The sequence below is a fragment of the Winogradskyella alexanderae genome, from assembly GCF_020166335.1.
Lineage (GTDB): Bacteria > Bacteroidota > Bacteroidia > Flavobacteriales > Flavobacteriaceae > Winogradskyella > Winogradskyella alexanderae.
Genome location: NZ_JAIUJR010000001.1, coordinates 345,052 through 359,847, shown reverse-complemented (window position 1 = coordinate 359,847; position 14,796 = coordinate 345,052). Strand labels below are relative to the sequence as shown.

At 35.6% G+C, this 14,796-nt stretch carries 11 protein-coding genes; 4 read left to right on the top strand and 7 right to left on the bottom strand.

Features of this window, described 5'->3' with window-relative positions; translation table 11 throughout:
- Window positions 1–4 precede the first annotated feature (4 nt).
- Window positions 5–448, top strand: coding sequence for a GNAT family N-acetyltransferase (locus tag LBU54_RS01575; protein ID WP_224524635.1), 444 nt, complete (start codon window positions 5–7; stop codon window positions 446–448).
- On the opposite strand, the gene LBU54_RS01570 is transcribed toward LBU54_RS01575, so the two are convergent.
- The 3 genes from LBU54_RS01570 to rnpA all read right to left on the bottom strand — a co-directional run bounded on the left by LBU54_RS01570 (window position 445) and on the right by rnpA (window position 3,327).
- The gene (locus tag LBU54_RS01570; protein ID WP_224524633.1) at window positions 445–1,284 is read right to left on the bottom strand and encodes an OmpA family protein; all 840 of its coding nucleotides are present in this window, start codon (window positions 1,282–1,284) and stop codon (window positions 445–447) included. The two genes, LBU54_RS01575 and LBU54_RS01570, sit on opposite strands and share 4 nt — an antisense overlap.
- 64 nt (window positions 1,285–1,348) lie before the next feature.
- Window positions 1,349–2,983 carry a S41 family peptidase gene (locus LBU54_RS01565; RefSeq protein WP_224524631.1) on the bottom strand — a complete coding sequence of 545 codons (1,635 nt, stop codon included), beginning with the start codon at window positions 2,981–2,983 and terminating at the stop codon, window positions 1,349–1,351.
- On the bottom strand, window positions 2,980–3,327 hold the full coding sequence (rnpA, locus tag LBU54_RS01560; RefSeq protein ID WP_317196316.1) for a ribonuclease P protein component: 348 nt from the start codon (window positions 3,325–3,327) through the stop codon (window positions 2,980–2,982). The genes LBU54_RS01565 and rnpA overlap by 4 nt, the downstream gene beginning before the upstream one ends.
- A gap of 170 nt (window positions 3,328–3,497) precedes the next feature.
- Between rnpA and LBU54_RS01555 the strand changes: the two genes are divergently transcribed.
- Both LBU54_RS01555 and LBU54_RS01550 read left to right on the top strand, forming a co-directional pair.
- Complete coding sequence (locus LBU54_RS01555; RefSeq protein WP_224524625.1) at window positions 3,498–5,342, top strand: CBS domain-containing protein; 1,845 nt, start codon at window positions 3,498–3,500, stop codon at window positions 5,340–5,342.
- Window position 5,343: 1 nt separating this feature from the next.
- Window positions 5,344–6,534: a succinylglutamate desuccinylase/aspartoacylase family protein gene (locus LBU54_RS01550; RefSeq protein ID WP_224524621.1), complete on the top strand. Its 1,191-nt coding sequence runs from the start codon at window positions 5,344–5,346 to the stop codon at window positions 6,532–6,534.
- Window positions 6,535–6,572: 38 nt separating this feature from the next.
- Here LBU54_RS01550 and LBU54_RS01545 read toward each other — a convergent pair whose 3' ends face one another.
- The 3 genes from LBU54_RS01545 to LBU54_RS01535 all read right to left on the bottom strand — a co-directional run bounded on the left by LBU54_RS01545 (window position 6,573) and on the right by LBU54_RS01535 (window position 11,021).
- Complete coding sequence (locus LBU54_RS01545) at window positions 6,573–8,384, bottom strand: M1 family metallopeptidase (RefSeq protein ID WP_224524618.1); 1,812 nt, start codon at window positions 8,382–8,384, stop codon at window positions 6,573–6,575.
- 166 nt (window positions 8,385–8,550) lie between these two features.
- The gene (locus LBU54_RS01540) at window positions 8,551–10,155 is read right to left on the bottom strand and encodes a S8 family peptidase (protein ID WP_224524615.1); all 1,605 of its coding nucleotides are present in this window, start codon (window positions 10,153–10,155) and stop codon (window positions 8,551–8,553) included.
- 5 nt (window positions 10,156–10,160) lie between these two features.
- Window positions 10,161–11,021 carry an MBL fold metallo-hydrolase gene (locus tag LBU54_RS01535; protein WP_224524612.1) on the bottom strand — a complete coding sequence of 287 codons (861 nt, stop codon included), beginning with the start codon at window positions 11,019–11,021 and terminating at the stop codon, window positions 10,161–10,163.
- A gap of 113 nt (window positions 11,022–11,134) precedes the next feature.
- On the opposite strand from LBU54_RS01535, the gene LBU54_RS01530 reads away from it, so the two are divergent.
- Window positions 11,135–12,961 carry a cation:proton antiporter gene (locus LBU54_RS01530; protein WP_224524609.1) on the top strand — a complete coding sequence of 609 codons (1,827 nt, stop codon included), beginning with the start codon at window positions 11,135–11,137 and terminating at the stop codon, window positions 12,959–12,961.
- On the opposite strand, the gene lepA is transcribed toward LBU54_RS01530, so the two are convergent.
- On the bottom strand, window positions 12,958–14,754 hold the full coding sequence (gene lepA, locus LBU54_RS01525) for a translation elongation factor 4 (protein ID WP_224524606.1): 1,797 nt from the start codon (window positions 14,752–14,754) through the stop codon (window positions 12,958–12,960). The two genes, LBU54_RS01530 and lepA, sit on opposite strands and share 4 nt — an antisense overlap.
- Between the last annotated feature and the right edge of the window lie 42 nt (window positions 14,755–14,796).

The window sequence follows — 14,796 nt, the reverse complement described above, 5'->3', positions numbered from 1 at the left end:
AGATATGTTGAACATAAAAATTTTATCTTTTTGTGAGTTAACTACTAAAGAGTTATATGACTTACTCCAATTAAGAAGTGAGGTTTTTGTAGTTGAGCAAGACTGTGTCTATCAAGATATAGATGGTAAGGATCAAAACGCCTTACATGTACTGGGATATAATGATGAAATTTTGGTAGCTTATACTAGAGTTTTTAAACCAGGAATTTACTTTACCGAGGCAAGTATTGGTAGGGTAGTGGTTAAAGAAAAATTTCGACAGCAAAAATTTGGTTATGAAATTATGAACGCTTCAGTAGAAGCTGTTTCGTTGTACTACAAGGTTTCAAAAATTAGGATTTCTGCTCAGACCTATTTAAAAACGTTTTATAATAATTTAGGATTTATTGAAGTAGGAGAGGAGTACTTAGAGGACGGTATTCCACACATTAATATGTTAAAAGTCTAGTTTGAATTTTCATTAATTTGTGTTACCTGTATTTCTACACGTCTGTCAAATGTAGGATCACCACCAAGTGGAAATTTTCTTTTTAAACCAACATAACTCATGCGAGATCTACTCACACCTCTTTTAGATAAAAAGTCATACACTGTCTTTGCTCTGGCTACGGATAAATTGCGTTTTTTTGTCTTTCTATCAATAGCATCACGTGTACCATATGTGCAACAGACATGGCCTTCAATAGTAAAATGAATATCCTTTCGTTCTACCAGAACGTCAGCTATTTTATCTAATCTTATTTTAGACTCTTTAGTCAAATAACTGTATCCTGTTTTAAACAAAATATTTTCAAGTAATATTTTATCGCCTTCCTTTAGCTCACCTTTAAGTTTCTCTTCTGTCGATCTTTTAGCGGGTTTTGCAACAATTTGTCGTGGTGGATCATAGGGTTGTACCAAGATCTCTACTTTTCGATTTAAACCACGGATTTTACTTAGGTTTTCTTCATGCACAATATTGACTAAGATTTCACCTTTACCATCAACATTAGTAATTTTAGACTCATCAAATTCATTGTTAGAGAAAACTTCTTTGATGGCGTCTGCCCGTTGTTGAGAAAGCACCATATTATAAGAATCACTACCTCGATCATCACAAAACCCATATATAGAAACCCTCTCAATATCAAGATTTTCTATATCAGACAAAAACAGGAGCAACCTGCTGTGTTCGGTTTCTGGGATGATGTATTTATCGGTTTCAAAATAGACCTGATGTTTCAGTACTTTCTGTGAAAATGAAAGCTGAAAACAAAAGCACAGTATAATGATTAAGGGTCTCATTTTGATATTAGTTTCTTGAAATTGGGAAATTTCAACAACGTTAAATATAAATAATTTTAATTTCTTATCTCAAAATGCTCGCATATTGTCTTGGGTTATTTAGAATACTCAACCCTTTTTTTATTTCTGTATTATATGAAGTATAATGCTCATATAATCCTTCGCTATAGAAGTAACGTTTGATAATTTCGTCTGTTAATAGGGATTTTAATTGTGTTTTGTTCGCATCTATAGCACTCGATTTGTACGACTGAATAGCATTTGACAAGTTTTGAAACTCTTGAGTGATTAAACCCTCTAGTTCTTCGTTTTTAGCTACTGTAATGGCATCATTAAAAGCCTGTTCGGTTTTTGTTTCAAAATCAAACCCAGAATTTTTCAAGTAGGTTTTGAAGTCGTTAAAATCTGAATCTGAAAATGAATAACTATCTAAATTCTCAACAGAATTGTTATAGTAATAGTTTGTTGCATAGTTGAACACCAAATTATCAAGCAATATTGCTTTTGTAATTGCAGATTCTTTTGCAAATTCTACTTCAACATCTGGTTCTATACCACCACCGTCAAAGACCTCTCTACCATTTCTGGTCTTAAAGCTATTGTAATTCTCTTTTTTAACACGTGTTGCTTTCCCGTCCTCATCCCTATTCCAGTAATCAAGAGCCTGTATACATCGGCCTGATGGTGTATAATATCTTGAGATCGTAATTTTCATTTGTGTACCGTATGTGAGGGCTTTAGGACGCTGCACTAATCCTTTTCCAAAACTCCGTGTACCCACGATTACGGCTCTATCCATATCTTGAAGGGCTCCCGATACTATTTCGCTTGCCGATGCACTTCTGCCATCAATTAAAATAACTAATGGAATTTCAGTATCTACAGCATCCCTTCTGGTATAATAGGTCTTGTTGTATTTCTTAACCTTAGATTTCGTCGTAACAACCAATTGATTTTTTGGCACGAAAATATTTGTAACATTTACAGCCTCACTTAGAAGTCCCCCGGGATTACCCCTAAGGTCTAAAATAAGCTGGGAAGCGCCTTGATTTTTTAATACTCTTAGTGCACTTATTGTCTCAGAAGAAGCTTTTTCATTAAACTTACGAAGAACAATGTAAGCGGTTTTTTGATCTACCATAGAGTAATGCGGAACTGCCTTAATTTCTAGTGACTCACGAATAATCTTTGTCGTGTTTGTCTTTCCTTGGCGGTTATATGTAATATTGACCTCTGTACCAGCGGCGCCTTGCAATAGATTTGCTGCATCATCCTTAAAGTCTGCAACGCTTACATTATCAACTTTTATGATTTCGTCACCCGCTTTAAGACCCGCCTTGTCTGCAGCATAGTCTTTATAAGGCTCAACAATCACTAACTTATCCTTAAGGGTTAAAACTTTTGCGCCAATTCCCGTATAATCACCAGCGTTATTGATTCGAGAAGCTTCAACATCTTGTTCGTTGTAAAACTGTGTATAGGGATCTAATTTATCTAGCATGCTTTTTATGGCTGTATCCATAAGCTCACCCGGATTAGTGTCATCAACATAATTCATGTTGAGTTCCTTAAATAGAGTTGTAAAAATTTCTATTTGTTTTGCAATTTCGAAAAAGTCATTCTTAAAAGCCGTTGTGCTCAAAAATAGTATAGACGCTAAAAGGGGCACAATTATTCTTTTTTTTAGGGCATTTTTCATTTAATTAAGGTTTTATCAAGAAATTTTTGAAACAACTTCTTCATGGTTTCATTGATTTCATCAAAAGTTGTTCCTTTCTTGCCAATGTACAAAATCATTAACGCATAAGATGTTGAACTATTGTTAAAATAAGCGCTCTTATTAAGCCTGTAAGCTTCTCTTATTAAACGTTTTATTCTATTTCTAGAAACTGCAGTTTTGTGCAGTTTTTTACTCACAGATACTCCTGCTTTTAGATTATTATTGTCGTTAAAATTGGTTTTTAAATAAACTAGTCGCAATGGAAAAACTGTCAATGAATCGCCCTCAGCAAAGAGCTGTTCAATTAACTTTTTACTTTTCAATTTATCTTTTTTACCGTATTTTAATGACATATTAAAGAATTGTAGGCTATAAAATTAGTACTGTTACCAGCTTTTACTAGTGTTACAGGCTATATGCCATGATAAAAATCATGTTTTAAGCCTATTAATTCGACTAACTTACATAGATTAATCAATATTTGGCTTTCGTTATGGGACATTTAGATGTAAAACAACTTAAAAGCCCCAAAGATAAAGCATTATATATCCATCATTTGGTAAAAGATTTGGAAGTGTTGGATATGATGCTTAAAAAAGGAATTATCGAAGAAGGACCGATAAGAATTGGGGCGGAACAAGAGTTTTGCTTAGTAACTAAAGATTATTTTCCCAATAACAATAGCATAGAGGTTCTGGATGAGATAGGCGATGAACACTTTACTACAGAGATTGGCAAGTATAACTTGGAAATAAACTCAAACCCCTTAAAATTAGAAGGCGACTGTTTCTCTCAATTACACAATAGACTAAAAGAACTACTAGAGAAAGCGGTTGAAGGAGCAAAGAAGAAGAATTCTAAAATTATATTAACCGGTATTTTACCAACACTACGCTTAAAGCACATAAGTAAAAAATATATGACCGATAAACCAAGGTATCATATATTAAATGAGGCTTTAAAGGATTCAAGAAGGGAAAATTTTAATATCCATATAAAAGGTATAGATGAACTAAACTTAAGGCATAATTGCGTAATGCTAGAAGCCTGTAACACTAGTTTTCAGACGCATTTGCAAATAAGCCCAACGGAATTTGTTGATAAATACAATTGGGCACAAGCCATTGCAGGACCTGTTTTGGCGAGTTGCACAAATTCACCATTATTATTTGGCAGAGAACTTTGGGCAGAAACCAGGATAGCTTTGTTTACACAGAGTATTGATACTAGAGCAAATTCTTTTATTCATCATGAAAAGCAATCTCGTGTAAGTTTTGGTGAAGATTGGGAGCGCGGAAGCGTAACCGATATTTTTAGAGATCATATATCTCGATTTAGAAGCTTACTAACCTCAGACGAACATGATGATAGTTTTGAAGTATATAAGAATGGTGAAATTCCAAAATTAAGAGCATTACAATTGCACAATGGAACGGTTTACAAATGGAATCGTGTTTGTTATGGAGTTGGTGGCGGTAAACCACATTTAAGAATAGAATGTCGTTATATACCTTCTGGCCCAACACTAACCGATGAGATAGCAAACATGATGTTTTGGGTTGGTTTAATTAAGGGGCAACCAGAACATTTTAAGTCTGTCCATAATAGAATGGATTTTAGAGATGTAAAAAACAACTTCTTTAAAGCCGCAAGAAATGGTATGGAATCCCAGTTTAAATGGAACGGCAAACAGGTACCGGCAAGAACCTTGATTCTAGAAGAATTACTTCCTATTTCTAGAGCAGGACTGACCGAATCGGGCATAAATAAAACCGATATTGATAAATATCTTTCTATCATAAGGGATCGCGTAAATTCAAATAACGGATCGGAATGGATGATAAAAAACTTCAGAAACCTACAAAAAACTAAAACAAATTTTGAAGCGCTACAAATTTTAACAGCATTTATGTATAAGCATCAATTTAAAGATGAAACTGTTGATAAATGGGGAATTTTCAATCCGGATGATAATTTAAAAATTGATGTTAGCAGAATTGTAAAACACAATATGAACACAAAAACATTAATGGTTGACCAAAATGATAGTTTGGAGTTGGTAAGCAATATAATGCGCTGGAAAAAAATCCACCATATGCCAGTAATAAATAAAAAGAAAGAATTAACCGGTCTATTGTCATGGACAGATTTGATTAAATTAGGCAATAAAAGCTTACATTTGAGAGTGAAGGACATTATGACAAGAAATCTAATTACAATATCACAAGAAGCCCATTTAGAGGATGCAAAAAACTTAATGAAAACCCATGATATAAACTGTTTGCCTGTTGTAAGAAAAAAAGAGCTTTTAGGAATACTTACATCAAGCGATTTTTAAAATGCAAACAGCAATTAAGTCCCATAAAGAAGCTGAGAGCAAACCAGAAAGAGTTTTTCATTATTTAAAAGGAAAATATCCTGGCGCTACTGTTGTTTTTTTTGCCGGTATACACGGCAATGAATTTGCCGGTGTTGATGCCCTTAACAAAGTATTAAACAAAGTTGATGCGGCCAATCTGAACGGAGAAATATATGCGGTCTACGGCAATATAAAGGCACTTAAGGAAAATAAAAGATTTTTAGAATTAGACCTTAATAGAATGTGGACCACGCAAAAACTGGATATTCTTGAAGGTAAATCCAAATTCACACAAGAAGAGGAAGAACAGATTGAACTTTTTGAATTTATAAAGCAATTATTTCAAAAATCACCTTCACCTTTATATTTTATAGATCTGCACACAACCTCTAGCAAGAGTCTTCCGTTTATAACCATAAACGATGCGATCATTAACAGAAAGTTTTCTCAGTGTTTCCCGGTGCCAATTGTTTTAGGAATTGAAGAGTATTTAGAAGGCCCACTTCTTAGTTATTTGAATAAATTGGGATATGTTTCCTTGGGTTTTGAAGCGGGTCAACATGTAGACCCCCAATCTATAAAGAGTTGTGTTGCATTTGTTTCGTTGGTACTTAAACACACAGGTCATTTATTAAACAATGAACTTGGGGATTATACTATTCATGAAAAAACTCTCATAGAAGCTTCTAAAAATGTAAACTCAATATTTGAAGTTATTTACAAGCATCATATTCAACCAAGAGAAATTTTTGTGATGAAACCTGGTTTTAAGAGCTTTCAAAACATAGAGAAGGGGACTTTTTTAGCAACGTCAAACGGCAAGCGCCTTTATTCTGATTTTAACGCGCAATTGTTCATGCCACTTTATCAGAACTCCGGAAACGACGGGTTTTTTATAATAAGAAAAATCCCAAGATTCTTTCTTAAACTATCTACTTCGCTAAGAGACATTAAGGCCGATGTTTTATTAACAATTTTACCAGGAATAACTTGGTACGACAAAAAACAAGGGATTCTGAAAGCTAATTTATCCGTCACTAGGTTTTTAGCAAAGTCAATATTTCATCTATTTGGTTATAGAAACAAGCAAATAGACGAAACCCACCTGCTACTTTACAATAGAGAACGCGTATCCAAAAAGGAGATGTATAAGAACGAAAGCTGGTATTAAAAACCCAACTTATCAATTGCGGTTTTTTAGGCTTTCTATTATTTTGAAATCACAAATGTATTGTTTCCTCGTTCTACATCAGCCATCATCTGCGAGGGATCAATCTCAACAGATTTTACGGATTTTTTGGTGTTAAACGTGTAAGTTGGCATAGCCCAAGGCCAATCCTTTATAATGGTTGCCGTCGTTGGTTTTTCGCCACGCATCATTTGCAAGGGAATGTAAAATTCTTCTACAGAACCGTCGGTATATGTTACACTTAAATCTATTGGCATTGGCATCAAACCAATTCGTTGCAGTTCAATTTTGTTGCCTTCAACAGACTTGATACCATAATCGATAGTATTTGTAGTTTGTGCAAAATCAATTAAATACCAATCTAGCTCCAAATCAGTTATCTTTTCTGCAGTACGGATTATATCCATTGGCTTGGGGTGCTTAAAAGCAAAATCCTTAAAATACCTCTTAATTGTTGCTTTAAGATTTTCCTCACCAATTACATATCCAAGCTGAGCAAGAAACACCGATCCTTTGCTATAAGCCGCGGCACCATAAACTTGGTTATATGAATAACGATCAGCATGCGTTGTTAGCGGTTGTTCGTAACCAGATTTCGCAAGACCAATGTAACCTCTATATGAACTAGCAAACGGGTTTGAGCTATTGTTTCCTCTTAAAGAATTTGTCGCAAGAGAAGAAATGTAACTTGTAAATCCTTCGTCCATCCACTCGTGCTTAGCTTCATTGCTGGCAAGCAAAAACTGAAACCAAGTGTGGGCCATTTCGTGGGAAGTGACGCCTAGTAAACTTCTATAGTTGCGTTCACCGGTAATTAAAGTACACATAGCGTATTCCATTCCTCCATCACCACCCTGAATTACTGAGTATTGTTTGTAAGGGTATTTACCAACATTATCACTGAAAAACTGCATTAATTTAGCCGTATCTGGTTGCAATTTTTTCCAATTATCGAGATACTCTTGATCCATAGTTTTTTTGTAGTAAAAATGCAATAACGGTCCATTGGGAACTTGATAAGTGTCGTGGATAAAGTCCGGATCTGCAGCCCATGTAAAATCGTGAACCTTGGGTGCTTTAAAATGATAAATCTTCGTACCACTTTTTACTTCTGGTTCTCCCTGTAAGTATCCTGTACCACCAACAACATAGTTTTTGTCAATAGAAATCTTCACGTCAAAATTACCCCACACACCATGAAATTCTCTAGCTATATATGGATCTGCATGCCAACCTTCATCATCATATTCCGCTAGTTTAGGATACCATTGTGCCATAGAAAGCGTAACCCCCTCTTTATTATTTCGTCCAGAACGACGTATTTGAACAGGGACTTGAGCATCAAAAACCATATCAAAAGTGACAATTTCGCCAGGCTGTATAGGTTTGTTAAGCGAAACCTCAAGAACGGTCCCTACCGTTTCATATTTAAGTGGAGATCCATTTTGGTTTAATGAATTTACTTTTATGTAACCTATTTCGTTTGGGTTTAATTTGCTTATTCTATCTCCTATTTTAGCACTTGGATCAGCAATGGTTCTTGAGCGTACATCCATTTCGCTTCCAGGTTGAAATGCATTGAAATACAAATGATAATATACGCGATTAAGTACATCTGGTGAGTTATTGGTGTAGACCAACTTCTGTTTTCCTTTATATTGATATGTATTTACATCCATATCAATTTCCATATCATAGTCTACATGTTGTTGCCAGTAACCATAGGATGAAGTACCTGCGTTTGCTTTAGCTATGTTTTTCAACGGTTTTTCCGTTGCCCCACATGAGAACACCAAAGCGATAACAATAATTTTAAAATGCAATTCTTTCATTTTTTCATTTTTTTGTCTCAAAGACCAATTTGTATTTTAGAGCTATTAAATAAAGACTTTGTTTAAGATTCAATCATAAATACTTTATTTTGAGATCTATATAAATCAAAAAGCAACTATTCTATAGGTCATATAATAGTTACTTTTTTAAAGTTCGCAAAAGGGCTTATTTAATTTTTGAAGCTAGTATCAATGCGTTGTATGCATTAGCTATTTTTCCTGATTTTGACAATTCAGAAAATGGTTTAACATTAGAAGCGTCTCCACCAACCACAACCTTTGTTGTTAAAGGCAAACCAGAATCTACGATTACCTGTTTAACCTGCGAAGCCGATAATTTTGGGTATTGCGATCTAATTAGCGCGGCAATTCCCGCAACACCTGGAGCGGCCATCGACGTACCACTGTTAAAATCGTATTCATTTTCCGGCATGGTTGAATAAATTGAAGACCCAGGAGCAAAAACATCAACATTCTTTTTACCATAATTAGAAAAACTTGAAACCATTTTTGAGCCGTACTTCTCAGTTAATGAACCCACTCTTATGTAATTATCTGATACTTCAACAAAGTCTACATTATCGTCTGGAAAATTTGGTTTAACGTCAACATTATTGCTGTCATTGCCTGCAGCATGAACAAAAACAACATCATTATTTCCTGCATATTTAATAGCGTCTCTTACCCATTCGCTGTAAGGAGAAAATGATTTCCCAAAACTTCCATTAATTACTGTTGCTCCGTTATCAACCGCATAACGTATGGCAAGTGCTACATCTTTATCGTATTCGTCACCATTTGGCACCACTCTTAAGGCCATAATTTCAACATTGTTAGCTACACCATTAGCGCCTTTTCCGTTATTTCTTTCGGCAGCTATTATACCCGCAACATGAGTACCGTGAGATTCGTCTTTTACCATAGGCTTTACATTTCCGTTACCATAACCCGTATCAGATAAATCATTGATATCGTCATTAACCTTTCTTCCTTTAAAGTTTTTATTTAGATTATAGTTAAGGCGTTCGTTTATGCTTACAAGCGCCGCATCAATTTCTACCTTAGCGTCCTGCGTCGTAAGGCCGTTAGCATTGATATTATTTGCAATTTGTACTGCTTGAATAACATTTTGATCTTCTGATTTTATACCATTAACTTCTTTGATCGTATAATCTTCTTTGCCAAGTTGCTTAGTTAGGGTTGTGTGGGCATTATTTACAGCTTGTGCGATTTGATCGTATTGCATTTTTCTGTTGGACCACATTTGATAATCTTCTTCGTATTGTTTCTTTGCTTCTTCAAACCTCGGGTCTGAAGTATTTCCAGAAACAATAAGGCGCACATACTCTAATTGTTCATTATACGTATCGCCTAAAAAATTCCATCCATGTCTATCGTCAATATAACCGTTATTATCGTCGTCTTTACCATTGTTAGGAATCTCGTCTTTATTTGTCCAAATTACCTCGTCTAAGTCTTCGTGATCAATATCTATTCCCGAATCGATAACAGCAACGATAACTTTTTTACCCTTTTTGCCTTTAATTATTTCAGAATACGCCCTATCTACTGCCATACCAGGAATTGTATCCCTTTCTAAGTCTAAATGACCCCAATTTTTCTTCTCGGCCTCGGTTAATTCGGTAACCTTAAGAGGTGAGGTATCAATGTTTTCAACAGGTGTTGATAATATATCGGCAGTACCGCCACAACCAAAAAATAGCGCAGACACCAATAAAATAATTCCAAATAGTTTCTTACTTAAATTCATATATTTTAATTAAAAATCTCGTTACACGTATAAATTTCTTTTAATCTTACGCCTTTTTCGGTATGTTGCACAGTAATAATTTCATTGTGAGCATCATGTTCCAAGAAAAGATAATAGTTGTTATCCGCAGCCATATTCAGAAATTTTTCTTTCTCATCTAGTGTTAGTAATGGCCTTGTGTCATAACCCATTACAAAAGGTATAGGCAAATGGCCAGCTGTTGGTAAAAGATCTGCCATGAAACAAATAGTTTTCCCTTTAAAACGTATCATAGGTATCATTTGTTTGTCTGTATGTCCATTAGCATAAAAAACATCAAAGCCTAGTTCTGAATTCTCCAGTAAGTCAATTTCAGGAAGGCCAATAAATTTTAATTGACCAGACTCCTCCATAGGCAAGATATTTTCTTTTAAAAAAGATGCTTTTTCTCTTCTGTTTGGTTGTGTGGCCCATTTCCAATGGTCTTTATTGCTCCAAAACCGCGCATTTTTAAAAGCAGGTTCGAGAATCGTTTTGTTTTTATTCCACTGAATACTACCGCCACAATGATCAAAATGCAGATGTGTCATAAACACATCTGTTATATCATCTTTAGTGAAACCGTGGCGCGCTAGTGATTTATCTATGGTGTCGTCACCCCATAGATAATAGTATCCAAAGAATTTATCACTCTGTTTATCGCCCATGCCAGTATCAATTAAAATCAAACGGTTGCCGTCTTCAACTAATAAACAACGCGCCGCAATATCAATCATGTTATTTGAATCTGCTGGATTGGTTCGGGACCACAAAGATTTTGGTACAACGCCAAACATAGCGCCACCATCTAGTTTAAAATTACCAGCATTTATAGGGTACAAGTTCATAGAATCGCAATTTACAAAATGTAATTGAACGGCCTTAAATCTTAAGGTTTTATTAGGATTTTTTGAGTTGCAAAAAAAACTCTATTTTCGAGAACATCAAAAAACAAACATGAATGGTTGAATTAGCAGGCATAATTATTCTTGGTATATTGGCACAGTGGGTTGCGTGGAAATTTAAGATACCTGCAATTTTACCATTAATTTTAATAGGGTTATTAGTCGGACCTATCGCGGCAGAGTTTATCAACGAAGATGGCACTAAATGGATAGAGCCTATTTGGAATGGTAAAAAAGGACTCTTTCCGGGCGAAGGGTTATTTTACTTTGTGTCTTTAGCTATTAGTATTATTCTTTTTGAAGGAGGCCTAACATTAAAACGCAGTGAAATTAGAAATGTAGGACCAGTTATCACAAAGCTTATAACCCTTGGCGCAACAGTTACATTTTTTGGTGGTGCTGTCTTGGCCCATTACCTTTTTGGATTGTCTTGGGATCTATGCTTTCTTTTTTCTGGACTTATAATTGTCACTGGGCCAACAGTAATAACACCAATTTTAAGAAATATCCCATTGAAACGAGATGTTTCGGCAGTTCTTAAATGGGAAGGGATACTGATCGATCCGATTGGAGCGTTAGTTGCTGTACTTGTGTTTGAATTTATCTCCGTTGGAGGCGAAGCGGGTTTTACCCAAACAGCATTAATGGAATTTGGTAAAATTGTACTTTTTGGAACAACCTTTGGTTTTACATTTGCTCATGCGCTCGTATTTGCTATTAACAAGAAATTTATTCCCCACTATTTATTGAATGTTGTTTCGCTATCTGTTGTTTTGCTGGTTTTTATTGAGTCAGAGGTATTTGCTCACGAGTCGGGGTTGTTAGCCGTTGTGGTAATGGGAATGGTAATAGGAAACAGCAAACTAGACAATATTAAAGAACTGCTTTATTTCAAAGAGTCTCTTAGTGTATTGCTTATTTCAATTTTATTCATACTTCTAGCAGCAAACATAAATTATGATGATATGATGTTGCTATACCGCTGGGAAACTTTAGCCTTATTTTTAGCTGTTGTTCTATTTGTTAGACCCCTGGCGGTATTTATAAGCGCACAAGGCTCTAAACTAAAGACCAATGAAAAAGTATTTATCAGTTGGGTAGGCCCTAGAGGTATTGTAGCCGCAGGTATTGCCTCACTTTTTGGTAGCAAATTAAGCTCTCAGGGCATTACAGGGGCGGAATACATTACACCCTTAGTGTTTATGATTGTTTTAGGCACCGTCTTGTTAAATGCAACCACGGCTCGATTATTTGCTAGAGTCTCTGGTGTTTTCTTAACAAAGTCAGAAGGGATTTTAATTGTAGGGGCGTCTAAAGTATCTCGCTTAATAGCACAGTACTTGGTAGATAACGGAAGGCACGTTGTATTAGTAGATAGTAATCTAGACAATGTTAACAAGGCCAAGGAAATGGGTATGGAAGCACATACTGAAAATATTTATTCGGATAAATTGGCAGATAATGTTGAATTAAATGATGTGGGCTACTTATTGGCATTAACAGGTAATGCTGATATAAACAGGTATGCTGTGGAAAAATACAGAGAACAATTTGGTGAACACGGATCGTTTAGGATAGCGTCCAAAATAGAGCTTGAAGCAGGAGGAATATCGTCAGAAGATGGCTTATTTACTCTGTCAGATGATTTCAATAGCCTAGCGGAAGTCTCTGAAAAATACCCTCAGATCAGAGAAATAAAGATTAAAAATACCGAAGACTATAATAATTTGCTAGAAAAGATAAAGGCAAATAAGGATCAAGTTCCCTTATTTGTAAAAACAGGTAGCGGTGACATTCATATTATTCCATCCATTGATGCTAAAATGGCTAAGGAAATAGACACCAAAAGTAAATTAGTTTACTTAGGAAAGTCGGTCGCCTAATCATTAAGCTTTAAAACCGCCATGAAAGCCTGCTGTGGTATTTCAACGTTTCCAACTTGACGCATACGCTTTTTACCTTTCTTTTGCTTCTCTAAAAGTTTACGTTTACGCGAAATATCACCACCATAACATTTAGCCGTAACATCTTTTCGAAGTGCTTTTATGGTTTCGCGCGCTATAATTTTCGCTCCAATAGCCGCTTGAACAGGAATATCAAATTGTTGCCTTGGGATAAGCTCTTTAAGTTTTTCTGTCATTTTCTTTCCAATAGTGTATGCATTATCTGCGTGCACCAATGCCGAAAGGGCATCAACAGTTTGAGCATTCAATAATATATCTACACGTACTAGCTTGGATGCTCTCATGCCAATAGGAGAATAATCAAAAGACGCATAACCTTTTGATACTGTTTTTAAACGATCATAAAAGTCAAAAACAATTTCAGCAAGAGGCATATCAAAACTCAACTCCACACGCTCAGTTGTTAGATAAGTCTGGTTGGTAATCTGGCCACGTTTCTCTATACAAAGGCTCATTACGGGACCAACAAAATCCGATTTGGTGATAATTGTAGCCTTGATATAAGGTTCTTCTACTCTGTTTAGTGTTGATGGCTCCGGTAAATCAGAAGGATTATTAACAATGATGATTTCGTCCGGATTCTTGTTTGTGTAAGCGTAGTAACTAACGTTAGGAACCGTAGTGATAACAGTCATGTCAAATTCACGCTCAAGCCGTTCCTGTATAATTTCTAGATGCAGCATTCCTAAAAACCCACATCTAAAGCCAAAGCCCAAGGCAGCAGAGCTTTCAGGCTGAAAAACTAAGGAAGCATCATTTAGTTGTAATTTTTCCATGGAATTACGAAGCTCTTCATAGTCTTCGGTATCTACAGGATAAATCCCAGCAAAGACCATTGGCTTTACATCTTCAAATCCTTCAATTGCGTTTGTGGTTGGATTTTTAGCATCGGTAATAGTGTCTCCTACTTTAACCTCTCTTGCGTCTTTAATACCAGTAATTAAATATCCAACATCACCTGCTTTTATTTCGTTTTTTGGCACTTGTTTTAGCTTGAGCGTGCCAACTTCATCTGCAAAATAGGTTTTACCAGTGTTGATAAACTTTATGTTTTGTCCCTTTCTAATGGAGCCGTTTATTACTCTAAAATAGGTCTCAACGCCACGGAAAGGATTATAAACAGAATCGAAAATCAATGCCTGTAAAGGTTCGTCAACATTACCTTTTGGTGGTGGAATACGTTCAATAATTGCCTCAAGAATATTCTCTACACCAAGCCCAGTTTTACCACTTGCAGGTATCACTTCCGAAGGGTCACACCCAAGCAAGTCTACAATATCGTCCGTAACTTCTTCTGGGTTGGCACTAGGAAGATCTATTTTATTTAGTACGGGAATGATTTCAAGGTCATTTTCTAAAGCCAAGTATAGGTTAGAGATCGTTTGAGCCTGTATGCTTTGTGCCGCATCCACAATAAGCAAAGCGCCTTCACATGCCGCTATAGATCTTGATACCTCATATGAGAAATCAACATGGCCAGGAGTATCAATTAGATTAAAAATATAATCTTCGCCTTTATAATTGTACTCCATTTGTATTGCATGAGATTTAATGGTAATACCGCGCTCACGCTCAAGATCCATATTGTCTAACAATTGATCTTGTTTTTCTCTATCTGTAACGGATCCTGTAAAGTCTAGTAGCCTGTCAGCTAAAGTGCTTTTTCCGTGATCTATATGAGCAATTATGCAAAAATTACGAATATGCTTCATTTATCTTTCTCTATGGCAATAATTTTGGATGCAAATATAAGT

Excerpts from the sequence above, each read along its gene's own strand:
- LBU54_RS01575 (WP_224524635.1), top strand. The coding sequence starts at position 5 with ATGTTGAACATAAAAATTTTATCTTTTTGTGAGTTAACTACTAAAGAG.
- LBU54_RS01570 (WP_224524633.1), bottom strand. The coding sequence starts at position 1,284 with ATGAGACCCTTAATCATTATACTGTGCTTTTGTTTTCAGCTTTCATTT.
- LBU54_RS01565 (WP_224524631.1), bottom strand. The coding sequence starts at position 2,983 with ATGAAAAATGCCCTAAAAAAAAGAATAATTGTGCCCCTTTTAGCGTCT.
- LBU54_RS01555 (WP_224524625.1), top strand. The coding sequence starts at position 3,498 with ATGGGACATTTAGATGTAAAACAACTTAAAAGCCCCAAAGATAAAGCA.
- LBU54_RS01550 (WP_224524621.1), top strand. The coding sequence starts at position 5,344 with ATGCAAACAGCAATTAAGTCCCATAAAGAAGCTGAGAGCAAACCAGAA.
- LBU54_RS01545 (WP_224524618.1), bottom strand. The coding sequence starts at position 8,384 with ATGAAAGAATTGCATTTTAAAATTATTGTTATCGCTTTGGTGTTCTCA.
- LBU54_RS01540 (WP_224524615.1), bottom strand. The coding sequence starts at position 10,155 with ATGAATTTAAGTAAGAAACTATTTGGAATTATTTTATTGGTGTCTGCG.
- LBU54_RS01535 (WP_224524612.1), bottom strand. The coding sequence starts at position 11,021 with ATGAACTTGTACCCTATAAATGCTGGTAATTTTAAACTAGATGGTGGC.
- LBU54_RS01530 (WP_224524609.1), top strand. The coding sequence starts at position 11,135 with ATGGTTGAATTAGCAGGCATAATTATTCTTGGTATATTGGCACAGTGG.
- lepA (WP_224524606.1), bottom strand. The coding sequence starts at position 14,754 with ATGAAGCATATTCGTAATTTTTGCATAATTGCTCATATAGATCACGGA.